At 50.4% G+C, this 26479-nt stretch carries 26 protein-coding genes and 1 pseudogene; 11 read left to right on the top strand and 16 right to left on the bottom strand.

What is annotated here, in order from left to right; genetic code table 11:
• Positions 1-142 precede the first annotated feature (142 nt).
• The 4 genes and pseudogenes from fieF to cpxP form a co-directional block, all read right to left on the bottom strand.
• Positions 143-1045, bottom strand: a complete 903-nt coding sequence (gene fieF / locus Z042_RS04675) for a CDF family cation-efflux transporter FieF (protein WP_024913994.1) — start codon at positions 1043-1045, stop codon at positions 143-145.
• A gap of 87 nt (positions 1046-1132) precedes the next feature.
• Positions 1133-1340: pseudogene (locus tag Z042_RS24790) on the bottom strand (integrase core domain-containing protein); the annotation flags it as partial.
• 346 nt (positions 1341-1686) lie between these two features.
• The gene (locus tag Z042_RS04665; RefSeq protein WP_024913996.1) at positions 1687-2196 is read right to left on the bottom strand and encodes a DUF2778 domain-containing protein; all 510 of its coding nucleotides are present in this window, start codon (positions 2194-2196) and stop codon (positions 1687-1689) included.
• A gap of 112 nt (positions 2197-2308) precedes the next feature.
• Positions 2309-2806: a cell-envelope stress modulator CpxP gene (cpxP, locus tag Z042_RS04660; RefSeq protein ID WP_024913997.1), complete on the bottom strand. Its 498-nt coding sequence runs from the start codon at positions 2804-2806 to the stop codon at positions 2309-2311.
• 148 nt (positions 2807-2954) lie between these two features.
• Between cpxP and cpxR the strand changes: the two genes are divergently transcribed.
• The 4 genes from cpxR (at position 2955) to rhaT (ending at position 6848) form a co-directional block, all read left to right on the top strand.
• The gene (gene cpxR, locus Z042_RS04655; RefSeq protein ID WP_024913998.1) at positions 2955-3653 is read left to right on the top strand and encodes an envelope stress response regulator transcription factor CpxR; all 699 of its coding nucleotides are present in this window, start codon (positions 2955-2957) and stop codon (positions 3651-3653) included.
• Positions 3650-5020, top strand: a complete 1371-nt coding sequence (cpxA, locus tag Z042_RS04650) for an envelope stress sensor histidine kinase CpxA (RefSeq protein ID WP_024913999.1) — start codon at positions 3650-3652, stop codon at positions 5018-5020. Before cpxR ends, cpxA begins: the two co-directional genes overlap by 4 nt.
• A gap of 55 nt (positions 5021-5075) precedes the next feature.
• Positions 5076-5549 (top strand): tRNA (uridine(34)/cytosine(34)/5-carboxymethylaminomethyluridine(34)-2'-O)-methyltransferase TrmL, encoded by a 474-nt coding sequence (gene trmL / locus Z042_RS04645; RefSeq protein ID WP_024914000.1) that lies wholly within the window; start codon positions 5076-5078, stop codon positions 5547-5549.
• A gap of 264 nt (positions 5550-5813) precedes the next feature.
• Complete coding sequence (rhaT, locus tag Z042_RS04640) at positions 5814-6848, top strand: L-rhamnose/proton symporter RhaT (RefSeq protein ID WP_024914001.1); 1035 nt, start codon at positions 5814-5816, stop codon at positions 6846-6848.
• Here the strand turns inward: rhaT and rhaR are convergent.
• Together rhaR and rhaS are read right to left on the bottom strand one after the other, a co-directional pair.
• Positions 6845-7702 carry an HTH-type transcriptional activator RhaR gene (gene rhaR, locus Z042_RS04635; protein WP_024914002.1) on the bottom strand — a complete coding sequence of 286 codons (858 nt, stop codon included), beginning with the start codon at positions 7700-7702 and terminating at the stop codon, positions 6845-6847. The genes rhaT and rhaR overlap by 4 nt on opposite strands.
• An 83-nt stretch (positions 7703-7785) precedes the next feature.
• The gene (gene rhaS, locus Z042_RS04630; RefSeq protein ID WP_024914003.1) at positions 7786-8607 is read right to left on the bottom strand and encodes an HTH-type transcriptional activator RhaS; all 822 of its coding nucleotides are present in this window, start codon (positions 8605-8607) and stop codon (positions 7786-7788) included.
• A gap of 376 nt (positions 8608-8983) precedes the next feature.
• On the opposite strand from rhaS, the gene rhaB reads away from it, so the two are divergent.
• The 5 genes from rhaB to rhaM all read left to right on the top strand — a co-directional run bounded on the left by rhaB (position 8984) and on the right by rhaM (position 14134).
• Positions 8984-10399: a rhamnulokinase gene (gene rhaB / locus Z042_RS04625; protein WP_236849255.1), complete on the top strand. Its 1416-nt coding sequence runs from the start codon at positions 8984-8986 to the stop codon at positions 10397-10399.
• The gene (locus Z042_RS04620; protein ID WP_024914005.1) at positions 10396-11652 is read left to right on the top strand and encodes an L-rhamnose isomerase; all 1257 of its coding nucleotides are present in this window, start codon (positions 10396-10398) and stop codon (positions 11650-11652) included. Before rhaB ends, Z042_RS04620 begins: the two co-directional genes overlap by 4 nt.
• Positions 11653-11664: 12 nt before the next feature.
• A complete protein-coding gene (gene rhaD, locus Z042_RS04615; RefSeq protein WP_024914006.1) occupies positions 11665-12489 on the top strand; it encodes a rhamnulose-1-phosphate aldolase in 825 nt (274 codons plus the stop codon).
• Between the two features lie 165 nt (positions 12490-12654).
• A complete protein-coding gene (gene fucO, locus Z042_RS04610) occupies positions 12655-13803 on the top strand; it encodes a lactaldehyde reductase (RefSeq protein WP_024914007.1) in 1149 nt (382 codons plus the stop codon).
• Positions 13804-13819: 16 nt separating this feature from the next.
• On the top strand, positions 13820-14134 hold the full coding sequence (gene rhaM, locus Z042_RS04605) for an L-rhamnose mutarotase (RefSeq protein ID WP_024914008.1): 315 nt from the start codon (positions 13820-13822) through the stop codon (positions 14132-14134).
• Positions 14135-14267: 133 nt separating this feature from the next.
• Here rhaM and Z042_RS04600 read toward each other — a convergent pair whose 3' ends face one another.
• From Z042_RS04600 to Z042_RS04590, 3 genes are read right to left on the bottom strand one after another with little or no spacing between them, the layout of a single operon-like run.
• Complete coding sequence (locus tag Z042_RS04600) at positions 14268-15830, bottom strand: carbohydrate porin (RefSeq protein WP_024913482.1); 1563 nt, start codon at positions 15828-15830, stop codon at positions 14268-14270.
• Between the two features lie 24 nt (positions 15831-15854).
• Entirely contained in the window at positions 15855-17234 is a 1380-nt protein-coding gene (locus Z042_RS04595) for an MFS transporter (protein ID WP_024913483.1), read from the bottom strand.
• Between the two features lie 27 nt (positions 17235-17261).
• On the bottom strand, positions 17262-18830 hold the full coding sequence (locus Z042_RS04590; protein ID WP_024913484.1) for an alpha-L-rhamnosidase-related protein: 1569 nt from the start codon (positions 18828-18830) through the stop codon (positions 17262-17264).
• 200 nt (positions 18831-19030) lie between these two features.
• Here Z042_RS04590 and Z042_RS04585 point away from each other — a divergent pair, with 200 nt between their 5' ends.
• Positions 19031-19837: a helix-turn-helix domain-containing protein gene (locus tag Z042_RS04585; RefSeq protein ID WP_024913485.1), complete on the top strand. Its 807-nt coding sequence runs from the start codon at positions 19031-19033 to the stop codon at positions 19835-19837.
• Between the two features lie 418 nt (positions 19838-20255).
• Here the strand turns inward: Z042_RS04585 and Z042_RS24785 are convergent, their stop codons facing one another.
• The 7 genes from Z042_RS24785 to Z042_RS04550 all read right to left on the bottom strand — a co-directional run bounded on the left by Z042_RS24785 (position 20256) and on the right by Z042_RS04550 (position 24663).
• Entirely contained in the window at positions 20256-20666 is a 411-nt protein-coding gene (locus tag Z042_RS24785; protein ID WP_024913486.1) for a type II toxin-antitoxin system YafO family toxin, read from the bottom strand.
• The gene (locus Z042_RS04575; RefSeq protein WP_154666881.1) at positions 20666-21247 is read right to left on the bottom strand and encodes a hypothetical protein; all 582 of its coding nucleotides are present in this window, start codon (positions 21245-21247) and stop codon (positions 20666-20668) included. Before Z042_RS04575 ends, Z042_RS24785 begins: the two co-directional genes overlap by 1 nt.
• A gap of 130 nt (positions 21248-21377) precedes the next feature.
• Positions 21378-22199: a serine O-acetyltransferase gene (cysE, locus tag Z042_RS04570; RefSeq protein WP_024913488.1), complete on the bottom strand. Its 822-nt coding sequence runs from the start codon at positions 22197-22199 to the stop codon at positions 21378-21380.
• A 90-nt stretch (positions 22200-22289) separates the two neighbouring features.
• The gene (gpsA, locus tag Z042_RS04565) at positions 22290-23309 is read right to left on the bottom strand and encodes an NAD(P)H-dependent glycerol-3-phosphate dehydrogenase (protein WP_024913489.1); all 1020 of its coding nucleotides are present in this window, start codon (positions 23307-23309) and stop codon (positions 22290-22292) included.
• On the bottom strand, positions 23309-23779 hold the full coding sequence (gene secB, locus Z042_RS04560) for a protein-export chaperone SecB (protein ID WP_024913490.1): 471 nt from the start codon (positions 23777-23779) through the stop codon (positions 23309-23311). Before secB ends, gpsA begins: the two co-directional genes overlap by 1 nt.
• A 112-nt stretch (positions 23780-23891) precedes the next feature.
• Entirely contained in the window at positions 23892-24140 is a 249-nt protein-coding gene (gene grxC, locus Z042_RS04555) for a glutaredoxin 3 (RefSeq protein ID WP_024913491.1), read from the bottom strand.
• 88 nt (positions 24141-24228) lie between these two features.
• Positions 24229-24663, bottom strand: a complete 435-nt coding sequence (locus tag Z042_RS04550) for a rhodanese-like domain-containing protein (protein WP_024913492.1) — start codon at positions 24661-24663, stop codon at positions 24229-24231.
• A 262-nt stretch (positions 24664-24925) separates the two neighbouring features.
• Here Z042_RS04550 and gpmM point away from each other — a divergent pair, with 262 nt between their 5' ends.
• Complete coding sequence (gene gpmM, locus Z042_RS04545; protein WP_024913493.1) at positions 24926-26470, top strand: 2,3-bisphosphoglycerate-independent phosphoglycerate mutase; 1545 nt, start codon at positions 24926-24928, stop codon at positions 26468-26470.
• The last annotated feature ends 9 nt before the right edge of the window (positions 26471-26479 follow it).

Raw genomic sequence — 26479 nt, 5'->3', positions numbered from 1 at the left:
TAAATAATTCGCGTTGTATGCAGGCGGCAACCCCGAGAGTCGCCAGAAGCCTAGGCCAGATGTGACTGGTGCGAGCGGGCACAGCCAACACCCATACAACTTGAAGTATGACGAGTATACAACATTGACCTGAGTCACCTGATTATAGTTCCCAATGCCCCTGTCGGCCTACAGGCACAACAGAACAGGGATCTTGGTGAATAATCACATCCGCCCCTGGAAAGCGATGCAATAATGCCTGTTCAACCTGTTCGGCCAGAATATGCGCCTGCATCAGCGGCAGCGAATCCTCCATTTCCAGGTGCAGTTGGATGAAACGCGTCGGCCCAGACTGCCGGGTTCGCAAATCATGCGCGCCTTTCACGCCCGGCCAAGAAGATACCACGTCGATAATCGCTTGGCGCTCTTCATCTGGCAAAGCCCGATCCAGCAAAGATTGTACCGCCTCGTCCCCCATACGTAATGCGGTATAAAGAATATATACCCCGATACCCAAGGCAAATAGCGCATCCGCACGGTGAAATCCGTGCCAGCTTAGCCCAAGCGCCACCAGAATAGCACCGTTCATCAGGATATCTGACTGATAATGCAGCATATCTGCTCGTACTGCTTGGCTACGCGTTTTTCTTACCACCCAGCGCTGATAGGTGACCAGCAGCAGAGTGCTGATCAACGCGATGAACGTCACCGCAATACCAACACCAGGGGCACTAAGCGGTTGCGGTGAATACAGGTGCTGAAAACCGGTCAAGAACAAGAACAGCGCAGAACCGGAAATAAACATACTTTGTGCCAGTGCTGCCAACGATTCAGCCTTACCATGACCAAAAGTATGTTCCTCGTCCGCAGGTTGCAAGGAATAACGCACTACCAGCAGGTTGGTCAACGAAGCGGCAATGTCTACCAAGGAATCCACCAGCGCCGCCAATAAACTCACCGAACCAGTAAGATACCAAGCAATGATTTTAATCAGCAACAAAGCAGAAGCTGTCGCGGTGGCGGCTAAAGCCGCGGACTTCACCAGACGCGCATATTGCGGTTCCATAACAACACCCCGACGAAAACTCATGGCGTTAGTATAACGGAATGCCAGGCAAAACAAGCTCGCTATTAAGGCAGGGAATGCAAAGGGAATAATATCGCTGAACCAGTGCTCATTCAGATATTCATCGCGACGTCCGTTAAAACTCTCAATAAACCCGTTCTGTGTCGGCTTGCCCGGCTGGATTAGCCGCAGTCACGCCATGTTCAAAAACCCACCGCTCCAGAGCACGGCTGGTAAACTCAGGGCCGTGATCGGTTCTTATCGTCGCCGGATAACCACGAAACAGCGCAACCGTCCACCACTACCAATTTTGTGACTACTCAAGACCATCACAGACTGAAATGTGGACGGTAAAAACCGAGATTATCGCGTAACTCATTGAAAAAAAGCTCCGCATTGCGGAGTTTTCACATTAGGCAGCACGCTGTCTACTAATCCACCTCATCAACAACTTGATAACCACAAATGCACAAGTCGCAATAATCAAATGCATCAGTATCATGCAAGCAATATAGAAATCTTCGTAGTCCACTCCGATGCTACTTGCAAACCCGTACAGAACATCGGCCTGTCTCCGCGTTAGCCAAACAGGCGGAACGATCCACACCGACAACACAAACAAGGCGATGAAACCCGCGATATTACAAAACCGGGCAATAATCTTCATAGCCGATTACCTCAATAGTTCCATATGAAAGTAAATTTGTGCCGGGGACAATGACAGTCGAAGTATTCAGCAATACATTCCTCAAAAGCGAGAAATCCGTTGCTCTCAACATTGTTAAACATCCCTTTGATATCTGTTCTGGTCCTACCGGATGTAATCTAAAATTTCCCCTTTTTATACCGTCGATAAATGTCCAATCATCTATCATTCCATCGGCACGATATAACGCAAACCAATCCCGCCGAATATCCTGCCCAAACAGCGCGGATAACGATTCCCTAAATCGAGTGCGATAACCCTCAACGGGGCGATCAACTATCCAATAATTACCATAAGGGATCGCGCCATCATCCCGCAGGTACGTACAGCCCGGTTGATTGATGTATTTTTTCATTCCTGAGAATGCAGGAAAACGGCCCACACCGGGAAAATCTAACGGAGCTACATCCGCTTTATTGAGATAAAACCTTCCTTTCACTGTCACGGCATACATCTTCCCTGTTTAATGCTTGACGTAATTTAGCATAAAAAAAAAGCCCCGCCGTAAGGCGGGGTAAGACAGGGATGGTGTCTATGGCAAGGAAAAACTAGGGGGATTACTCAGTCGTACTCAACTTCTGGGCAGAAGTTTGCTGCAAACCAGAAATCTGTTGCTCCACCTGCTGCATACGCTGCTGATGTTTCTGGTTTAAAACACTTTTTTGCTCTGGCGTCAGTAGGTTATACATTTGGTTGCGCACTCGAGCCATCTCGACCTGGCGCTTAATCTGTGCCTGAGCCATCTTCTCCGCCTGGGCATAAACGGCGGCTTCATCAAATTTGTCTGCGATCAACAGATTATGCATCGCTTCCATTTCCGCTACATTGATACTAGGTACATCATTGCGGGCCTGGCGCATTAAATCACGCATTTGTTGGCGCTGCTGTTCGGTGAGGTTAACACCATCAAACATATGGTACTGACCGGGCATTTTTATCACCGTACTATGATTAGCAGGAGGCTGGGCAGTTTCTGGCGTAGTATCAGTAGCAAAGGCAGCGGCAGAACCTATCGCCAATATTGATGCCATAACTATTGCCAACAACTTACGCATTTTCACTCCTCACACATTCTCTCTTTACTAATCAACGAGGAACAGTGTACGGGAGCACCTGCAAACATGCGTCAGTGCATGTAAAACTACGTAAAGTCATGGAATGTCAACAGTTGATGACGTATTTTGCGTCAAGAGGTGAATCATAATGAATAAAATTCTGTTAGTTGACGATGACCGCGAGTTAACCTCGCTATTGAAAGAACTGCTTGAAATGGAAGGTTTTAACATCGTTGTTGCTCACGACGGTGAACAGGCGTTGTCGCTCTTGGACAACTCCATCGATCTACTCCTGCTTGATATTATGATGCCGAAGAAAAACGGTATCGATACGCTGAAAGAACTGCGCCAACATCATCAAACCCCGGTGATCATGTTAACCGCGCGTGGCAGTGAACTGGATCGGGTGCTTGGCCTGGAACTGGGCGCTGATGATTATCTGCCAAAACCCTTTAACGACCGTGAACTGGTAGCCCGCATCCGTGCCATTCTGCGCCGCTCCAACTGGAGCGAACAGCAGCAGAATGTGGATACCAGCGCCCCAACGCTCGATGTAGATGGCTTGCAGCTTAATCCAGGCCGCCAGGAAGCCAACTTCGATGGGCAGGTTCTCGATCTCACTGGCACCGAATTTACCTTGCTGTATCTACTGGCGCAGCATCTCGGTCAGGTTGTCTCGCGTGAATTACTCAGCCAGGAAGTGCTGGGCAAGCGCCTGACGCCATTTGACCGCGCCATTGACATGCACATTTCCAACCTGCGGCGTAAGCTGCCGGATCGCAAAGACGGCCATCCGTGGTTCAAAACCTTGCGTGGGCGAGGTTATTTGATGGTTTCCGCAACATGATCAACAGTTTGACGGCACGTATTTTCGCCATTTTCTGGTTCACATTAGCCTTGGTACTAATGCTGGTGTTGATGGTGCCTAAACTTGACTCCCGCCAGATGACCTCGCTGCTAGACAGCGAGCAGCGGCAGGGGTTAATGCTGGAGCAACATGTCGAGACCGAGTTGCAAAACGAACCGGCCAACGACCTGATGTGGTGGCGCCGTCTGTTTCGCGCCATTGATAAATGGGCACCGCCAGGCCAGCGCCTGATCCTGGTCACCAGCGAAGGGCGGGTGATTGGTGCCCAACGTAACGAAATGCAGATTGTGCGCAACTTCATTGGTCAGTCCGATAATTCAGACCATCCGCAGAAGAAAAAATATGGCCGCGTTGAGCTGGTTGGCCCATTTTCTGTCCGTGATGGTGAAGATAACTATCAGCTTTACCTGATCCGCCCGGCCAACAGCCCGCAATCCGATTTTATCAACCTGATGTTTGACCGCCCGCTGTTGCTGTTGATTGCGACTATGCTGATCAGCGCGCCACTGTTGTTATGGCTCGCCTGGAGCCTGGCAAAACCAGCCCGTAAGCTGAAAAACGCCGCCGATGATGTGGCACACGGCAACCTGAAACAGCACCCAGAATTGGAAGCCGGGCCGCAAGAATTTCTTGCTACCGGTGCCAGTTTCAACCAAATGGTGAGTGCTCTCGAAAGGATGATGACCGCGCAACAGCGGCTGATTTCTGATATTTCCCACGAACTGCGTACCCCATTAACGCGCCTGCAACTGGCAACGGCCTTGATGCGCCGCCGCCATGGTGAAGGGCACGAACTGGCGCGCATTGAAACCGAAGCCCAGCGGTTGGATTCAATGATTAACGACCTGCTGTTACTGTCGCGTGGGCAGCAAAAAAGCGAATTGATCCGTGACTTGCTGAAAGCCAACGAACTGTGGGCCGATGTATTGAACAATGCTCGGTTTGAAGCTGAACAAATGGGTAAACATCTGGAGATCACTTCCCCTCCAGGCCCTTGGACAATTTATGGTAACTCAGGGGCTCTGGACAGTGCGCTGGAGAATATTGTGCGTAACGCCCTGCGTTACTCCCACGCACGCATCGCGGTGACATTCAGTGCCGACAATCAGGGGATCACGATCGTGGTTGATGACGATGGCCCTGGTGTCAGCCCGGAAGATCGCGAACAGATATTCCGCCCGTTCTACCGCACCGATGAAGCCCGCGATCGCGAATCCGGTGGCACGGGTCTGGGGTTGGCGATTGTCGAAGCGGCTGTCAACCAGCATCGCGGCTGGGTAAAAGCCGAAGACAGTCCGTTAGGCGGTTTGCGCCTGGTGCTGTGGCTACCGTTGCATCAGCGTTAATGCCAGTGCGCCAAGATTTTGCTATTCTGCGCCCCTCATTATGAGGGGCTAATACATGCTGAATATCGTTTTATTTGAACCCGAAATTCCACCCAATACGGGTAACATTATCCGCCTGTGCGCGAATACCGGCTTTCAGTTGCATCTGATCGAACCTATGGGTTTCCCATGGGATGACAAGCGCCTGCGCCGTGCCGGGCTGGATTACCATGAATTTGCCAGTATCAAGCGCCATGCCGATTATCCGACTTTTCTCGCCAGCGAAAACCCACAGCGGCTGTTTGCTTTAACCACCAAAGGCACCCCGGCGCACAGCGCGGTAAACTACCTGGCGGGTGACTATCTGCTGTTCGGCCCGGAAACGCGCGGCCTGCCTGCCAGCATCCTTGATGCATTGCCTGCACAGCAGAAAATCCGTATCCCGATGCAGGCCCAAAGCCGCAGCATGAACCTGTCAAACGCGGTTTCCGTTATCGTTTACGAGGCTTGGCGTCAGCTAGGCTACGCGGGCGCATTGCTGAAAGAATAAAACTTGCCGCCTCAAGGTAATACTCTGTTTTACAGGCATTGCCCTAGAATCCTTTTCGCTCTATTCAAGTTGCAGGTGCGTTGGCTTTCCTGCGACTCGAATTATTTAGGGCATAAATCTGTGATCGCCAGCATACGCACCCACTGAATTTTGCCATGCTCTTTCATCATCCGGCAGCCATCCGAAGGTTCCCTTTACCACCTCTCTTTAGACTTCCTGTTTATCCGTAGTCTTACCGCGCCAATAACAACGAAGGATAACAAGATGAACAACGCCATTATGCTAGGGATATTCTGGCACCTGGTCGGGGCAGCCAGCGCTGCCTGCTTCTACGCTCCATTCAAACAGGTAAAAAACTGGTCCTGGGAAACCATGTGGTCGATCGGTGGCTTCGTATCCTGGTTGATTCTGCCCTGGGCTGTCAGCTATGTATTACTGCCTGATTTTTGGCAGTACTACGGCTCCTTCAACGCCGCGACGCTGCTGCCGGTATTCCTGTTTGGTGCTATGTGGGGCATAGGTAATATCAACTACGGCCTGACCATGCGTTATCTCGGCATGTCAATGGGGATTGGTATCGCCATCGGCATCACGCTGATCATCGGTACGCTGATGACCCCGCTGCTGCAAGGCCGTTTTGAACTGCTGTTTGGCACCGCTGGTGGCCGTATGTCACTGCTAGGGGTTTTGGTTGCGCTGATCGGTGTATTGATCGTCAGCTATGCGGGTTTGCTGAAAGAGCGTGCCATGGGCATCCGCGCCGAAGAGTTCAACCTGAAGAAAGGGCTGTTACTGGCCGTGATGTGCGGCATTTTCTCGGCCGGAATGTCATTTGCCATGGACGCCGCGAAACCGATGCACGAAGCGGCCGGTGCCTTGGGCCTCGATCCGCTGTACGTCGCTTTGCCGAGCTACGTGGTGATTATGGGCGGTGGCGCACTGATTAACCTGGGTTACTGTTTTATCCGCCTGGCAACCCTGAAGAACCTGTCGGTCAAAGCAGATTTCTCGTTGCCGAAACGGCTGCTGGTGATCAACGTGCTGTTCTCTATGTTGGCTGGCCTGATGTGGTATCTGCAATTTTTCTTCTACGCCTGGGGCCACGCCAAGATCCCAGCACAATACGATTACATGAGCTGGATGCTGCACATGAGTTTCTACGTGCTGTGCGGCGGTATCGTTGGGCTGCTGCTAAAAGAGTGGAAATGCGGCACCAGAAAACCGGTTGCCGTTCTGTGCATCGGCTGCCTGGTGATCATTCTGGCGGCCAACATTGTGGGGATGGGCATGGCGTCTTAAGGGCCGATCTCTTCCGCCGCCACAAACCGCTGACGATACTCGCGTGGGGTCATTCCAGCCTCACGCGCAAAGACCACCGAAAAATAATTACTGTCTTCGAACCCACAGCGGGCCGCAATGTCGCTGATGCGAAATTCTCTGCGGCGCAGTAAGCGTTTAGCCTGGCATAGCCGGAGTTGCCGCAAATAGTGGTTGATGGTCATGCCGGTTTGCTGGCGGAACAACAGCTTCAGCGCGCGCTCCGTCAGATGATGCTGCTGGCAAAACACTGCCAGTTCAAAAGGCCCATCGATGCCGCTTTGCAGCGCCGCCATCAACAAATCTAACTGTTCGCCATCCGGCAGCATATGCGCTTTATCCACCGCATAGCGGTGGCGTTTCAGCACGATCGCCAGTTGCAGCAGCAATACTTCTGTCAGTTGCAGTGACAACGAATCAGTTTTGCGGCTCTCTTGCGAAAGCTTGGCGATGATGGGCCGCGCCTGCGCCATTCCCTGCGTGGATAGCCGCCAGTAACGCTCATCCGAGGCAGCAAACGGCGGCAACAAGCTTTCCCACTGAGCACCCAACCGCAGGCGTTCAGGGCAGTAAATGATGTTATCCAACACCAGATCGTGCACCGATTCATAGCTGTGGCAATCGCTGGCGCGCACATAAAAAAGATCCCCACAGGTAATACGGTAAGGGCGATCGTTCAGCACGTGCAGGCCATTACCGCGCCAGACGATCACGATCTCGCAAAACTGGTGAGTATGTGTGGCAAATCCCTCTTGGGGATAACGTTCCGCCACCGCAACCGGCATCTGCTCAGAAGGCAGATAGTCACGGCTCTCCAACAGTAATGTATCCCTCATCTGCATACCTTTTTATTCGTCACCATTGGATATTATTACCGAACCTGAACCGAGAAAAATTGATGTGGCCGCTATTTCACGCTCTAGCGTGAGCCCCGTAGCGCACGGGGTGGACAGGTAAACTCGCGCTTGAACAAGGTTGAGAAATGGTTGCTGTCACCAAAGCCACAGCGAAACGCGATATCGGTAATACTGCTGTCGCTATGGCACAGCATATGGCGTGCCTGCAACAGGCGCAGGTGGGTCAGGTAACGCTGCGGCGTCATATTGGTGTGGCTCTTTAATTGCCGATGCAGTGTGCGCAATGGTATGGCAAAACGTTCCGCCAATTCCGACCACTCAACCTGTTCGGCGTAATGGTTTTGCAACCAGTCCAACAGTTGGTGCAAACGCCCTTCCTGATCGTCACCCTGTCGGGCCATGCACCCGCGCCACAGCTGTACCAACAGTTGCATAAACCAGCTTTCATGCAGCGCAATATCTTCCGGCTGGTCGCCTGTCGGCGCGCTCATCAGCAGTGCAATCAACTGTTTGACCTGTTGCAGCACCTGATGGTTGATACGCCAGTGCGCGGGATAAATACCATCGCGCTCGCGGGGCAGGAACTGTTCCACACCGGACACAAAGCGGAATGTACCTGGGGTACGGAACAGAATATTGGTCAGGATTAAGCCATCTGTCTGCTCAAACAGATGACGATCGTGATCGCGTACAAAACAGACGCAGCCACTGTTAAGAGTATAAGGATTGCCATTGAAAACATGAACACCGGCTCCCTGCTCAACAATCACAATTTCGTAAAAATCATGATGATGCTCTGGAAAAGCCTGCTGCGGTTCACGAGGTTCAATCACCACGGATGCACTGCGGGAAGGGAAAAAATCACTACTGTGTAATAGCTTCATCTTACCCCCGTTCCTTGGCGCGGCGGGATTACCGCGCAACGTCGGTTAACGATAGTAAGAGATGCGACCTCAATGAAACCTTAATATTTTGACCGAAAAACACGCTAAGTCTGCACATTTTTTAAGAAAGCAGCAGCAATGTTGAGAAATGCGTACAAGGTCACAACCCACAGCAAACCGGGCTGAATGACAAACTGTGAACTGCTTCACCTTTACCTTTGCCATTTTGCCAACCCACTCTCGGCATTGGCAGTAGCGAGAAGGCTTCGCTACCAGCAACTTCCTACACTGCCCGTCATCAAGTAACAATGGGCTTTCTCTCATGACCATACGCAATATCGCTGCCATCGATCTGGGTGCCTCTAGCGGGCGCGTGATGTTGGCCAGCTATCAACCAGAGCAACAAAAACTCCAGCTACGCGAAATCAGCCGTTTTACCAACCGTTTACAACGGCGGGATGGACAGGATTGCTGGGATCTGGACGCGCTGGAACACCACATCCGCCAGGCGCTTGACCAGCTTGATGAGCAAGGTATCCCGCTTGACAGTATCGGCATCGACACCTGGGGGGTGGATTTTGTGCTGTTGGATGCGCAGGGTGAGCGTGTCGGCCAGGCAGTTGCTTACCGCGATATCCGCACGCAGGGCATGATGGCGCAAGCTCAACGCACGCTGGGGCGAAGCAATATCTATCAGCGCACCGGCATTCAGTTTTTACCCTTCAATACCCTGTATCAATTGCGGGCCTTGCGCGAACAGCAGCCTGAACTGGTGGCACGCGTAGCTCACCTGCTGCTGATCCCAGACTACCTGCACTTCCGGCTAACCGGGCAACTGAACTGGGAATACACCAACGCCAGTACCACCCAATTACTGAACATCGAGAGTGACCAATGGGATACAGAATTGCTTGCTTGGGCAGGCGTACCAGCACACTGGTTCGGTAAGCCAACCCCGCCCGGCAACCGCGTGGGGTATTGGAGCAGCGCCAGCGGCCAGCAAGTGCCGGTGATCGCCGTGGCTACCCACGATACCGCCAGCGCAGTGCTTGCCACGCCGTTGCAGGATGCCGATGCCGCCTACCTCAGCTCTGGAACCTGGTCGCTGATGGGCATTGAAAGCCCGGTGCCAATTGTTAACTCCCGTTCGCTAGCGGCCAATATCACCAACGAGGGCGGCGCCACCGGTTATCGGGTGCTGAAAAACATCATGGGTCTGTGGCTGCTGCAACGCGCAGCTCAAGAACTGAATATCAGCGATTTACCGGCGTTGATCGCCCAGGCAGCGCAACAACCCGCCTGCCGCTCACTGGTAAACCCCAATGACGAGCGCTTTATCAACCCGGCCAACATGTGCCAAACCATTCAGGCTTATTGCCGTGAGCATGGCATGCCAGTGCCGGAAACCCCGGCCCAGCTGGTACGCTGCATCTTCGACAGCCTGGCCATGCTCTACCGCCAAGTGGCACAAGAGCTGGCAACCTTGCATGGTCGCCCGCTAAGCCATCTACATATCGTTGGCGGCGGCAGCCAAAACCATTTCCTCAATCAATTGTGTGCCGATGCCTGTGGGTTAACCATCAGCGCCGGGCCAATCGAAGCTTCCACGCTAGGCAACGTCGGTTGCCAGTTGATGGCCTTGGATGCCGTCACCGATATCGGGCAATTCCGCCGCATCGTGGCGCAGAATTTCCCATTGCAACATTTCACCCCTCGCGACAATCCCGATTTTGCCGCCCACTGGCCGCAATTTCAGTCGCTGAGTCAATTACCTAAGGAACTTTGTCTATGAAAAGCTCGATTGAACAAGCCTGGGAACTGGCAAAACAGCGCTTTGCCGCCGTTGGCGTTGACGTTGAGGCCGCTATTCAGGCGATGGATACGCTGCCAGTCTCTATGCACTGCTGGCAGGGTGATGACGTGGCCGGTTTTGAAAACCCGGAAGGTTCGCTGACCGGTGGCATTCAGGCAACCGGCAACTACCCCGGTAAAGCGCGTAATGCCCAAGAATTGCGCGCCGATCTGGAGCAAGCACTGGCGCTGATCCCTGGCCCGAAACGCCTGAACCTGCACGCGATTTATCTCGAATCTGCTACCCCGGTGGCACGTAATAAGATTGAGCCATGCCATTTCAAAAACTGGGTGGAATGGGCAAAACAGCACCGCCTGGGCCTGGATTTCAACCCTTCGTGTTTCTCACACCCGCTGAGCGCGGATGGCTTTACTCTGTCGCACGCCGATCCTGAAATCCGCCAATTCTGGATTGAGCACTGCCAGGCCAGCCGCCGGGTTTCTGCCTATTTCGGCGAACAGCTCGGCACGCCTTCGGTGATGAATATCTGGATACCGGATGGTATGAAAGACACGCCAATCGATCGCTTGGCTCCGCGCCAGCGTTTGCTGAGCGCACTGGATGAAGTGATCGCTGAAAAGCTCAACCCGGCTCACCATATTGACGCCGTGGAAAGCAAGCTGTTTGGCATCGGTGCAGAGAGCTACACCGTGGGCTCCAATGAGTTCTATCTCGGCTACGCCACCAGCCGCCAGACCGCCCTGTGCCTGGACGCCGGGCATTTCCACCCTACCGAAGTGATTTCCGACAAAATCTCCAGCGCCATGCTGTATGTACCACGCCTGTTGCTGCACGTCAGCCGCCCGGTGCGCTGGGACAGCGATCACGTGGTGCTGCTGGATGACGAAACCCAGGCCATCGCCAGTGAGATCGTGCGCCACAAGCTGTTCAACCGTGTGCATATCGGCCTGGACTTCTTCGACGCCTCAATCAACCGCATCGCCGCCTGGGTGATCGGCACCCGCAACATGAAAAAAGCGCTGCTGCGCGCCCTGCTTGAACCAACCGCGATGCTGCGGCAGATCGAACAACGCGGTGATTACACCGCACGCCTGGCCCTATTGGAAGAACAGAAATGTCTGCCATGGCAAGCCGTGTGGGAAACCTACTGCCAGCGCAACGATGTGCCGGCCGATGCCAGTTGGCTCGACAACGTGCGCAGCTACGAACAACAGATTCTCAGCCAACGTTAAGGATACCGCGTAATGCAACAGCTACTTTCCTCCTGGTTTATCCAGGGCATGATCAAGGCCACCAGCGATATGTGGCTCAAAGGCTGGGATGAACGCAACGGCGGCAATATCAGCCTGCGGCTGACGGCGGACGACGTTGAACCCTTCCGTAACGATTTCGTCGCCCAGCCGCGCTGCGTAGAACTGACGCAACCGGCCAGCGAACTGGCCAATTGCTGGTTCCTGGTCACCGGCTCCGGCAAGTTCTTCCGCAATGTGCAGCTGGCCCCGGAAGAAAATCTGGTGCTACTGCAACTGAACCATAATGGCACCGCTTATCACATCCACTGGGGGCTTTCGCAAGGCGGCCTGCCAACCTCGGAACTGGCGGCCCACTTCCAATCGCACATCGTGCGTATGCGGGTCAGCGGCGGCAGCGACCGCGTCATCATGCACTGCCACGCCACCAACCTGATCGCACTGAGCTTTGTGCAGGAACTGGATAATGCCCGCTTCACCCGGCTGTTGTGGGAAGGCAGTACCGAATGCCTGGTGGTGTTCCCAGACGGCATCGGCATCGTGCCCTGGATGGTGCCGGGCACCGACGGGATCGGCACTCAGACCGCTGAGCAGATGCAGGCGCACAGCCTGGTACTGTGGCCGTTCCACGGCATCTTCGGTACCGGCCCCACGCTGGATGACGCTTTCGGCCTGATCGATACCGCAGAGAAGTCTGCCGAAATCATGGTGAAAGTGCTGTCGATGGGCGGCAAGAAGCAGACCATTTCTGGCAGTCAGTTAACCGCGCTGGCCCAACGCTTTGGCGTCACGCCGCTGGCGGCGGCACTCAAGGATTAGCCCCGATAGCTTTCAAGTTACAGCTAGGCGGCAAGAACATGGAGCCCCAGGGGCTTAGCTAACCAAGTGACTGGGGGACATGTACGCAGCCAACAATGCTGTAGCTTGAAAGATGAAGGGGATATGGGCGCATCACAACGCGTTATTACTTCAGGAGTAATACATATGAGTTTCATGCTGGCATTACCAAAAATCAGTTTGCACGGCAGTGGCGCCATTGAGGATATGGTTAAACTGCTGACGCAAAAACAATGGGGCAAAGCGCTGATCGTCACCGACGGTCAACTGGTTGAGTTTGGCCTGTTGGAAGGGCTGTTCAACGCTCTGCAACAACAAGCGCTGCCCTACGCGATGTTCAGTGAAGTGTTCCCCAATCCGACCGAAGAACTGGTGCAAAAAGGTTGGCAAGCGTTCAAGCAGCACCAGTGTGACTACCTGATTGCCTTCGGCGGCGGCAGCCCGATCGACACAGCCAAAGCAATCAAAATCCTCACCGGCAACCCAGGCCCTTCCACCGCCTATTCCGGCGTAGGCAAGGTCAAACATGCCGGTGTACCGTTGGTCGCCATCAACACTACCGCGGGCACCGCAGCCGAGATGACCAGCAATGCGGTGATCATCAACAACCAGCGCCACGTCAAAGAAGTGATTATCGACACCAACCTCATTCCCGATATTGCCGTGGACGATCCGGCCGTGATGCTGAATATTCCCGCCAGCGTAACCGCCGCCACCGGTATGGATGCGCTCACGCACGCAATAGAAGCCTATGTTTCTGTAGGAGCACACCCACTGACCGATCACTCGGCTCTGGAAGCAATTCGGCTAATCAACATCTGGCTGCCCACGGCGGTAGATGACGGTAAAAACCTGCAAGCGCGGGAAATGATGGCGTATGGTCAATATCTGGCAGGCATGGCGTTCAACAGTGCCGGGCTTGGCCTGGTACATGCGCTGGCCCACCAACCCGGTGCCACCCACAATCTGCCGCACGGCGTGTGTAATGCCATCTTGTTACCGGTGATTGAGGCGTTTAACCGCCCCAATGCCGTGGTACGTTTTGCCCGTATCGCCCAAGCGTTGGGCGTGAATACTCAGGGAATGGATGACGATCAGGCCAGCCATCAGGCGATCGCCGCCCTTCGTGCGCTTTCGCTGCGCGTGGGGATACCAGCCGGTTTCTCAGCGCTCGGTATCAAAGAGGCCGATATTGAGCACTGGCTGGATAAAGCGCTGGCAGATCCTTGTGCCCCTTGTAACCCACGCCCGGCCGATCGTGAACAGGTGCGTGCGCTGTATTTAGCGGCGTTGTAATAACAGAGGAAACCTCATGATCCGTAAAGCTTTTGTAATGCAGGTTAACCCAGATGCTCATGCGGAATATCAACAGCGCCATAGTCCGATCTGGCCAGAGCTGGCACAGGTGCTGAAAGACCACGGAGCGCACCACTATTCCATCTTTCTGGACGAAGCACGCAACCTGCTGTTTGGCTATGTGGAGATCGAGTCGGAAGAGCGCTGGAACGCCGTAGCCAATACCGCTGTGTGCCAACGCTGGTGGCGTTTTATGGGCGATATTATGCCAAGCAACCCGGACAATAGCCCGGTTAGCTCAACGCTGCGTGAAGTGTTCTATTTGGAATAACGATACGGCGGCGGGTTAAATCCCACCGCCGTGTTTGAAACGATCAGATCTTGCAGGGAGAAACAACATCACCGAAGTAGAAGAGACTATCGGTGATGTAAGAACGATAATTTACCGATCTGCCTACGTCCTCTTAAAACCAGATCTCAGCTTGCACGCCGAAATTCCAGTTCCCACCAGCGGTAAACCCCTTACTGCCGAAATCATCATTGATTGCATAACGATCCAGTTCTTTATCCCAGTTCATGTAAGTTGCAAACACTCGGATTTCGGGACGCGCTTTAATATCGAAGACATCGCCAACTTTGAATGTGGGGGCAAAAGTCAGTTTATAAAATCCTCCCTCAACGGGTTGATAAGTTTTAATGCCTTGATCAGAGTTATACCTGCGGCCATTGGGATTCAGATCCATATATTGCCATGATGCTTCATACAACAAAGCGAAATGCTGAGTCAGTGCTTGCGAAGCTCGGAAATTGAAACTCACCCAATCATAGCGATCGCCATCTTGATATCTGTTTTCACTATGTTGCGCAATAACGGAAGGAGCAAACTCCCAATTTTGCCAAGCGGGCAAAATACCATACGATGCGAAGCGCAGAGATTTGGCATTTTCCGTTAAATCACCATCGCTGCCAGGTTGCCGAGCTTCAGCACCAAGCTTTTCACCATACTGAAGCGCCGTCTCAGAAACTCCCTTCGCCAGACCATAAAATTGCTGTTTATCACGGTAGGCAAGCATCGCATAATAACCATTTTTTGCAGTATTATCGCTTCTTAACGCATAACTGCCCGTAGTAGAGGTATTATCTTTGAGATCGTCATTTCCTTGAGCAGCCATACCGGTCAACATGAGTTGCCAATTATCATAAAAATGATTAGCAGTGAACATCAGGTTTTGAATGTCATTATCTTTGTAATGATTACTGCCCAAATCACCAAAGTTACGCCCGTATACCGAGTAATTTCCCTTGAGAGCATTACTTAATTTCACATCATAGATACCGCCACCTGTACCGCCCAAGAACATGATGTCACTATCGGTAAAATGAATATCAAAATTGTCTCTATCGAATCGCTTTCCGGCCCACAGATAAGCATTATCAAATGCCCCAGAAAATTCGTCGAACCCTCCCATTTCTACATACAGTTGTCTGATATTGATATGGTGACTATTATTATCCTGAATCCAGGGATCAGGGCTCTTTGCCCCGTCAGCAATCATGGTTTTAAAATGTGCCCAGGAACCATCATTAAATGTCATGCGTTTACCCAGGCTCAATTCAAGATAGTTATCTTTTTCATTGCCAAGACGGCCAATATGCGCATCATCATTTAAAGAACTTGCCGGTGAAATACCTGGGCCTCCACGGCCACCTTTTCCACGACTATTAATTAATAAACCAGAGCGGGCATATGCATTAAATTCGACACCATCAACACCACTTTTTTGCTCATTTGTTTTATTGACCTCCACTACTTTCTTATTTATTGACTCAGTCTGCTGAGCCAATGCTGCAAGTTTCTTTTCTGCCTGGTTAGCCCGTTGCTCAGCATCGGCGGTACGCTGTTCGGCAATATTGAGCCGTTGTTCTAGTTGTACCAGCCTTTGCTCAATAGTTAGCTCTGTAGCACTAACCACACCAGGGGAGAAAAGAGCATAGAAAATCACTACGTATAGTGCAGAGATACGCATAAGATTCCTTATTATAAATTATTGTCAAATAGTAGCTGTTTTACTAATATCACTTTTATTCTTTTTGCTATGACTCTCGACATCAAGCTCATCGCGTATTAATGAATAATCATCATCGAGCTTATAAAACTTTCCAATCCAGAGCATAGATGCAATAATCAACCCTGTTGGGATATAGAGATAACATGATTTAATTGCAAAAAGTGCTTCAGGAGTTTGCGCTGCATTAGCCATATACCCCCCCGATGAGAGTAAAAATCCTGTAATTGCTCCTGCACCAGCCATTGCCACCTTACCCAAAAATCCGTTAATTGACGTCAATATTCCAGCTGTATTAATACCCGTTTTCCATACGCCATAATCGACAGGGTCTGCCTGCATAGAAAAATAAATAGCTAAACGTTGGCCTGCACCAATAGATAAAATAACTGCTCCGGCAATTAATCCATAATGATTAACCTCTGATAAAATCATGACAGCCATACCAGCCAGATTAATACCGCTTGCGACAAGATAAACCTGTCGTTTCTTCATACGGCTAGCCAGGAATGGAACGGTCAACGTACCCAATAAAGGAACAAATGTAGTAATGCCTGCGATGATTGCAGTGAGTTCAGTGCTTCCTACATAATAATGGAAAAAGTATACCAGTGCGCCCGTTTGAAAGAAGAAAGCCCCCCACATTAGAAAAATGTTGAAAGCGAATACTTTCCATGGAGTATTCGATTTAAGCCCTCGCCATGCTCGGGCAAGCGTCATACGCTCCTGAGTTACCGTAATTTTTTCTTTCACATTACTGAAACTGACCAGCAGAAAGAACGTCGCAATAACACCAAAAACAATGGCTGTATAAAGAAAACCCTGGCTTTGGTTACCATTACCTAAAGATGCGACTAATGGTAGTGTCGCAACGGCAACAATAGTTGCACCTAATGAACCAAGCAAAATACGCACGGATGAAAGCGTTGTCCGCTCTTGGGAATCAGCGGTCAGAAACGGTAACATCGCACAAAATGGGATATTTACAATTGTATAAAGAAACGACAAGCACAGATAGGTAACAAAAGCATAGATAAGTCTACCGGTGGTTGAAAAATCCGGCACATAGAAAACCAGGACACACAACACCCCGAATGGAACGGCTCCAATAAGCAGCCACGGGCGACAACGCCCCCAACGAGTAGATGTGTTGTCAATAACCAGCCCCATGAGAACATCAGCCACACCATCCACGAGCCTTGTAACCAGAAACATAATACCGACGTAATAAGCAGGAAGCCCCATGACATCAGTATAAAAAAACATGAGATATAATGAGATTAACTGCCAGACCAAATTACAGGATAGGTCGGCAATACCATAACCAACCCGCTGCCGCCATATATTTAATGTTGACTCAGCCATTTATTACTCACTTTTATTATTGAGTTTTTAAAGTCCGTACTGGCGAATAAACCAGGCCGGGGTACAACTCCATGCATGGCAATAGCTATTGATAATTTTACTGCCATAAGGAGAGAAATCAGGTCGTTCGGGATCAAATAATTCCCAAAACGTATCTGCGCCATATTCCACCATTTTTCCCCAGTAGGCTTTAATCTCCTCTACTGCTTGCATTCGTAAACCTGTCTTCAACAAAGCAGCGATAAAGTGATGGCGTAAATATGGGGTATTCATCCCAATGGCGGGGGGAAATAGAAGCAGGTTTTCCATAATTTTCTTTTGATGAGCAAGATCGCCTACATCAGCTAGAACCATCCAAATTTGAGTTGCACAACTCACCTGACGCTGTTTACCGCTGACATAGAATCCCAATTCGTTATCCCACAATTCGTTAGCAGCAAGTTTGTGACGATTTAATTGGTTCTGTAATTGATCACAGAGTTTGGGTTGGCAAATCTTCGCAAGCTCAATGGCTTTCTCAATACAGTAGATCAAAACGCCCTGTGAAGGACCTTGCTTATTAAGATCATCATGCCAGTCAATGAAAGACCACCAATCATCGCAGTCATTAACCAGGCCAATATGATCACAACGGTTAAGAGCCAGTTCCACCTGACGTAAAGCAACAGGCCAAAGTTCCTTAGCAGTGCTTACATCATTCGTTGCCAGCAGGTAGTTGTGCAGCACATCAATAAAAAATAAAGAATAATCAAATAAGAACGTATCATCAGCGATGATATCAGGCTTCACAAATATGCTTGCTGACACCATGCCATCTTCTCTACGGTGCCCGGCAAAAAGGTATAAACATCGACGTACAAGATCGTGTTGTGCAAAAGTGACATCGTTTACCAGCGCCTGGAGGCGTAAATCACCTAGCCACAATCGACGATCGCGTTTAGGGCCATCTTCAAAAACCTCCTGCATGCAGTTACGCAGTGTTAGCACCGAAACCTCGTCAATCTTCTGCAAAGCGGGATCATGGGTTTTGAAAGGCAAGCAACTCTCAGGGGCAGAACTCACGGTTGTAAACGTCATATTATTCATTAAAATCTGATACTTAGGTGAGAGCGCAATGACATCTACCTTCAAATACCTGCAGCAATAGCGCCTGGATAACGTTGTGGTAGAGGGCAGGAGGTCGATATATTCATCATGTTGCTGTAACCAGCTACTGCTTAACCATCCCTGATAACTGCTAAAAGGTTCAGCGACTTCGCAAAGTGTTTCTCCAAAGGTAAAGCGCAGATGTGCTGGTGCGTCTGGCGGACTGCCTGCGGAATCGCAGCAGAAAGTTAACCAACCTACGCCATGAGTGCCAAAATCAAGAATAAAACTGTCACCAGGCTGGAAAGCCTGCTTTAAGAAAGATGCCGCGTCATCGACCAGCTCTGAACGCCAACCATGGACAGCCAAAGAGTCTGCTACAACATTGATGACACTTTTTGGTTGCAGCACTTTCGAATGAGTCTTTGGAATCAGGCTTGCTGCTGTAGAAAGAAATTCTCCATGGCGAACCATTTTAACTTGCTGATTTTTCTGCATCACTTGCGACATGCTGCTTCCTCTATGAAATATTAATGACAGCATATGTTTACTGGATAAGCGGTAACCACTTTCAGGCTGCCAATTTAGGCTTTCTGATGGCAGCCGGAGTGAGATGAGATACGAACAGTTCACACTTTAGAAAATATCGCTTCATTCCGCAGATGGAATGTTCTATCTTCTAACAAAGAGATAAAAATTCTATGTAGGTTATGAATAATCTAACAATCTCAATGTATTTCAAATCAGAATCGGATAAGCTTTCTCTTTATAAAAGCGATCCTGAAGATAACTGTTGCGAACATACTCATGAGTTCGATGAAATTGTTATTGTTGAGCAAGGTCATGGCTTACACGTTATTAATGGAAGACCCTTCTTCGTGCAACAAGGTGACGTTTTTCTGGTGAAGCGCGATGATTATCATTTTTATGATGAATTAGGCACATTAAAGCTAATAAACATACTTATTAACCCAAATGAGAGTTTTGAGTTTCTGCGGAATATGGAGTTGCTGCTTGAGCGCTTCTCTGCAAGCGGTATTGGTTGTTATGCCTGGCTGCCACCCAATTTAAGAATAGAGTGTAATTCAGTCATTGAACAAATTTTTAATACTCAGCACTCTAAAGAGCAGAGTGAGAGCCTCTTCTTTCGCTTCATCATGATTGTTATTCAAGCACAATCACAAGTACAAAAAAATAACACTCGATATAAACTGCATAAATTACTCAACCACTTACAGGAAAATTGTTTTCAACAACATGACTGGGATAAACTTGCTCAGCACTTTCATTTGACACCCCGAACAATGTTCAGACATATCAAAGAGGCGACAGGTATAACGCCTGAACATTATCTCAGACGGCTAAGGCTGATGTCTGCCCGTTCAAAAATAAGGGAAAGTGACATGACAATCACCGAAATAGCTTTTCTATGCGGTTTTGTAAACAGCAATCACTTTACTAGCTTATACAAAAAAACCTTTGGAATAACGCCAACTGATGAGCGGCGTAAAAAGTGACATCACTTACAATTTATTATTTTCCCTGTAAAAGAGACATCGCTAATCTCATAACGTAAGATTAAATTCATTTAATACAAAGAACGTTGTATTGTACGCATCCGATAATATATTACATCAAGATAGAAACCACCCATTCAATAAGCCCTTGCTGATAGTTTTAATGCTGCATATGATTTGGTTTTTACTGGCATAGAACGACACTTTTCACTCGTCACTAAGTATGACGACGAAATAAAAGAGTCATAACACGCAATACAGCGATAAACCGATATGTGATTGTGCTTCAACATACCGGTTTACAAGAGATTGAAGGCGTTAAAAGGCCACAAAGATAGATCGCTCAAATCCCGTCGCCGTATTTGAATACAATAAAATGTGTCCTATATCCCAGCAAACAACCCGCACAGTGACCAAGTCAGTAGTAAGTTAACTCCTGAAGCTGGGATGAATTCAGGCTATGAAAGTCTAACTCTGCTATTTCAATAATGTCTGGGATCATTGCATCTGCTCTAGCGTGCGCATCAGGAGTGATTACTGCAATGATTTGAAATATATCAGCATCATCCCAGTGCCTTACATAAATCATGTAGTTATCGCAAGTTCTGTCAATCTGCCTTACTGATGAGGACCAAAACCCTTCTCCCGGTGCTTTAAAATGTATTTTCAAGATCCCTGATGATTGAGATTTTGCATTTCTTTCAAACCCGCCATTTCTGCCGAGCCTTCCAGACAATGACAGCCCATTTAGATAAAGAGAAAGCTCTCGAGCATAACCTTGCATGACAGGAATAGATGCTAACGAACGATGAAGACATACTCTTGCCATTATCTCCACCCCGACCTATTGATTTTAAGCAATTCGTTGGAGGCGACCACGGCAGATTCAAACTCTGCAACACGCCCCTCAACACTGCTTTCAACGGTCGGTACTGGATCAACAAACTGCTCAGTGATAAGAGCAATATTCAGGTATGCGTTTCTTAAATTGGAAACAGACCGGATGGCTTTAATTTTCCTTTCCATGACCGCTGAAAGATATGGCTTCCAAGAAGGTGCTGTTTCAACAAGAGAAAATACGTCACGAAGATTTTCAATGTGATGAGTAAGCATTGCCGCTCTAACTTTGAGCTCAGCAGTAAACTCATGGGTGAAATGCAACTCACTGTCAGAAAGAGTATTCAAAGAGTTGATTATTTCAGTGCACTCAACAAGTTTTCGGTCAACGCTAGCAATCGCGACCAACGCTCGATCTAGCGCATGCTTAACTTCATCAGGATTTGCAGGCATGGATGAATCCACCAGCTTAGAATTAGCCTGAGCCAGTGGTGAAACGATCTGCTGCGCTGCGCGTGAAACCGATAAAATATCGGTTGCCTCAAGAGCAAGCGCCTCTATTCCTGTGATCATCTTCATACACCTCAGTTTATAACTGGTATGCAACAATAGCCATCATAAGCTGATTATCACCTAGCACTCATCCTTGAACTCAAGCCTGCTGCTACCAAGGTTCGAAGCTAGCTCCATAACTATAGGCCGCTCAAATCCCGTCACCGTATTCAAAGCCGTGATTCACGCCGTTGAAGTACTGATTCATATCCATGGATGGCGTATCACTTTCAGGGCGCCCAACAATGCGGGCGGGCACCCCCGCCGCAGTGGTATGCGGTGGTACAGATTGCAACACCACTGAACCGGCACCGATTTTCGCCCCTTTACCCACTTCGATATTGCCGAGAATTTTGGCTCCAGCGCCAATCATCACGCCTTCACGAATTTTAGGGTGGCGATCGCCGCTGGTTTTACCGGTGCCGCCGAGAGTAACCGACTGCAAGATAGAGACATTATTCTCCACTACGGCGGTTTCACCGATCACAATACCGGTCGCATGGTCAAGCATGATGCCGCAACCAATGGTCGCCGCCGGATGAATATCCACCCCAAAGGCAACAGAAATTTGATTTTGCAGATAAATCGCCAAAGCCTGCCGCCCCTGCATCCACAGCCAGTGTGCAATGCGGTAAGCCTGTAAGGAATGGAAACCTTTGAGGTAAAGCAACGGGGTTGAATATTTATCCACCGCAGGGTCACGCAACCGCACCGCAAGAATATCGCGGGCCGCTGACACTATCATGTGTGCGTCAGAACGGTAAGCGTCTTCCGCCACCTCACGCACGGCGATCGCAGGCATAATCGGGTTAGCCAGCTTGTTCGCCAGGATATAACTGAGCGCGCTGCCCAAGTTTTCATGTTTAAGCAATGTCGCATGGAAAAAGCTAGCCAACATCGGTTCACAATCAGCCAGTGCTCTCGCCTCTGATTTTATGTTGTTCCAGACCTGTTCCAACTCTTCTGACGACATCGCAATCCTCTCTGCCTGACAAAAAAACCACTCTACCCCGAGTGGCTTAAGGTGCAAATATAGTGCACCTATCTATGGATTTACCCCAGGTTAAGCGCTGTGTTTTTCGTCTTTCCTGGTACGCCCTAGCAGGCTCAATGCTGCTTCGCGGGCATTTTTATGACAATACAGCACCTGATAAATCTGCTCGGTGATCGGCATCTCCACACCGTGCCGCTGTGCCAGTGCCAACACCTCTTTGGTATTGCGATAACCTTCCACCACCTGGCCAATGCTATCCTGCGCTTCCTGCACGCCCATCCCTTGCCCCAGCATTATACCGAAACGACGGTTGCGCGATTGATTATCTGTGCAGGTTAACACCAGATCGCCTAACCCAGCCATGCCCATAAACGTGGAGGGATCGGCACCCAATGCGGAACCAAGGCGGCTCATTTCCGCCAACCCGCGGGTGATCAAGGCAGTACGCGCGTTAGCGCCAAAACCGATACCGTCGGACATCCCGGCACCAATAGCGATAACGTTTTTCACCGCGCCACCCAACTGTACTCCAATAAAATCCGGGTTACTGTACACACGGAAACTTTTGCCACAGTGCAGTAACTGTTGCAGATCTTCGGCAAATTGCTCGTCCGTGGCCGCCAGAGCGATCGCCGTCGGCAACCCGGCCGCCAGCTCTTTGGCAAACGTCGGCCCGGAAATCACCGCCAGCGGAATATCATCCCCCAGTGCTTCGCGAGCCACATCCTGCAACAACCGACCGGTTTCGGCTTCCAACCCTTTGGTAGCCCACACAATGCGGGCATCTGGGCGCAGGTGTGGTTTCAACTGGCGCAACACGTCACCAAATACATGACTCGGTACTACCACCAGCACATCTCGGCTGGCCGCCAGCGCTTGGGTCAGATCGGCCTCAAGTAACAAAGTATCAGGAAAGGCAACGTCGGGAAGAAATACCTGATTGCAGCGCTCACGCTGCATAAGCTGAATTTTTGCGGGGATATGCCCCCACAGTATTACCGGGTGGCCATTACGCGCCAACGTAATGGCTAAGGCGGTGCCGTACGAGCCGGCACCGATAACAGTCATTGAAACATTGATGGCGTTCATCAGGCATCCTGATGTGATGCGGCACCTTCGCTTTCCGACTGCTGTTGCAGATAGTTCATAAACAGCGCGTCAAAGTTGACCGGTGCCAGGTTCAGTTGCGGGAATGTACCGCGGGAAACCAGGCTGGTGATGCACTCACGCGCATACGGGAACAGGATGTTCGGGCAGTATGCGCCAAGGCAATGTGCCAACTGCGTCCCTTCGATACCGGCCACGGAGAAGATGCCCGCCTGCTGAACTTCACACAGGAACGCCGTTTCCTCGCCCAAAGAGGCTGTGACGGTAACGCGCAGTACAACTTCATACACTTCATCAGCCAATTGGCTCGAAGCAGTATCCAGATCAAGTTTAACTTCTGGCTGCCATTCTTGCTGGAATACCTGCGGAGCGTTTGGCGCTTCGAAAGAGATATCCTTGGTATAAATGCGTTGGATCTGGAAAGTCATCTCTGTAGTGTTTTGTTCTGACATGTGTAATACCCTTGGTTGAATATCCTTATTGACACTCGGTAACCACTATACCCTTCATACTTCAAGTTACAGCCAGGCAGCAACTCCAGGTACTCTGGGTATAACAACCCGCTTAAAGCAGCGGATCCAGGCCACCGCGAGCATCGAGTGCATGTAAATCATCGCAGCCACCGATGTGCTGACCGCTGATGAAAATCTGAGGCACGGTGGTTCGCCCACTACGTGCAATCATTTCTTCGCGTTTCACGTTATCGCCATCAATGGCAATCTCATTGAACACAACGCCCTTGCTGCCCAACAACGCTTTCGCGCGATGGCAAAACGGGCAAGTTACCTTGGTGTAGATCTCGACGTTCGCCATAGAAACCACCTTAAACTATACCCTCATTACTTGAAGCTACAGCGTTGTTGGCTGCAAAACGCCAAGTATTTTAGGTATACATGAAAAATTACTTGCCGCGTGCCAGCGGCAGGTTTTCCCCACTCCAGCCAGCAACACCGTCTTTCAAGGTATAAACGCTTGCAAAACCGGCTTTACTCAGATGTTCTGCTGGCTCGCGGGATTTCGTGCCATTGGCACACACCACAACAACCGGCTGGGCCTTGTGCTTTTCCAGCTCACCGTAGCTGCCACTTTTGAGCTCACTTGCTGTCAGATTGATGGCGTTGGCAATGTGGCCTTTACGGAAATCCTCACGGCTACGGGTATCCACCACAACGGCATCTTCTTTGTTAATCAGGCGAATAGCTTCACCACGGGTGATCTCTTTCACCTTAGATAAACGGCTTTTGACCGTCATGACGATCACGGCAGCCAGCAGTGCCACCCAAGCCAGACTCAGTATCGGGTGCCTACTAACAAATTGCATAATTTCTTGCAGCATGGGGTGTAACAACTCCCGTCAGTTAAGGGAAAATAAATCAAGGTTTCAGAGTATACCTGCCGAATGCAGCAAATACAGCCAATAAGCAAACGTGAATGCAGAAACTGCGGTGTACACTGGGAAATTACCGCAACTTTGATCTTTCTGGGCTCTTCTTAACCTGTTTCAGTGTAAAATTACTCGGTTCTGGAGGGTGAATAGCCATCATTCCAATGGGTTGATGGCTATTCACAACTTAAGCGATTATAACGAGGTTACAGCAATGTCGAGCACGAAAAAACCCATGGTTCTGGTGATTCTGGATGGTTATGGCTACCGGGAAGAACAGCAGGACAATGCGATCCTGAATGCCAGAACACCCGTCATGGACCGCCTGTGGCAACAACAGCCGCACACCCTGATTGCCGCCTCCGGCCTGGATGTCGGTTTGCCTGATGGGCAAATGGGCAACTCGGAAGTTGGTCACGTCAACCTGGGTGCTGGCCGTATCGTTTATCAGGATCTGACCCGCCTGGATAAAGAAATCAAAGACGGTGACTTCTTTACCAATTCCACGCTCACGGCGGCGGTAGACAAAGCGGTAACAGCGGGTAAAGCAGTACATATCATGGGCCTGATGTCACCAGGTGGTGTACACAGCCACGAAGACCACATTCTGGCAATGATCAAACTCGCCGCCCAACGCGGAGCCAAAGCCATTTATCTGCATGCGTTTCTAGATGGGCGCGATACCCCACCGCGCAGTGCTGAAAACACCTTGAAACGTTTCAGTGATGAATTTACCCAACTGGGTGCAGGGCGCATTGCCTCCATCATTGGCCGTTATTATGCGATGGATCGCGATAACCGTTGGGATCGCGTTCAGTTGGCTTACGATCTGCTGACCCAGGCCAAAGGCGAATACACCGCCGATAGCGCCGTTGCCGCCTTGCAGGCAGCCTATGCCCGCGATGAAAACGATGAATTTGTAAAACCTACCGTGATTCAGGCGGCAGGCGAAACGGCGGCGGCTATGCATGACGGCGATGCGCTGATTTTCATGAACTTCCGTGCCGACCGTGCGCGCCAGATCACCCGTGCCTTTATCAATACTGATTTCGACGGTTTCCCACGCGCTAACGTGGTGAAATTCGGTGATTTCGTGATGCTGACCGAATACGCCGCCGATATTCAGACAGCTTGTGCTTACCCACCTGCCTCACTGGCGAATACCTTCGGCGAGTGGCTGATGAAGCATGACAAAACCCAACTGCGCATTTCGGAAACTGAAAAATACGCTCACGTCACCTTCTTCTATAACGGTGGTATTGAAGAACCGTTCAAAGGCGAAGATCGTGTGCTGATCAACTCACCAAAAGTTGCGACTTACGATCTGCAACCAGAAATGAGTTCCGCAGAGCTGACCGAAAAACTGCTCGCCGCCATCCACAGCGGTAAGTACGACGCCATCATCTGTAACTACCCGAACGGTGATATGGTCGGTCATACGGGGGTTTACGACGCGGCAGTCAAAGCAGTAGAAACGCTGGATAACTGCATTGCGCAAGTGGTTGATGCGGTGAAAACCGTTGGTGGCCAATTGCTGATCACCGCCGATCACGGCAACGCCGAGCAAATGCGCGATCCAGCAACTGGCCAGGCACATACTGCACACACCAGCCTGCCCGTCCCGCTGATTTACATCGGCAAACCGGCCAACGCGGTTGAAGGTGGTACACTTTCTGATATCGCCCCAACCATGCTGGCACTAATGGGGATGGAAATCCCGCAAGAGATGACTGGTAAGCCGCTGTTCATCGTGGAATAATCCTTCTCC

Source organism: Chania multitudinisentens RB-25, from assembly GCF_000520015.2.
In the GTDB taxonomy this organism is placed as follows: Bacteria; Pseudomonadota; Gammaproteobacteria; order Enterobacterales; family Enterobacteriaceae; genus Chania; species Chania multitudinisentens.
This window is presented reverse-complemented; position numbering and strand designations above follow the sequence as displayed.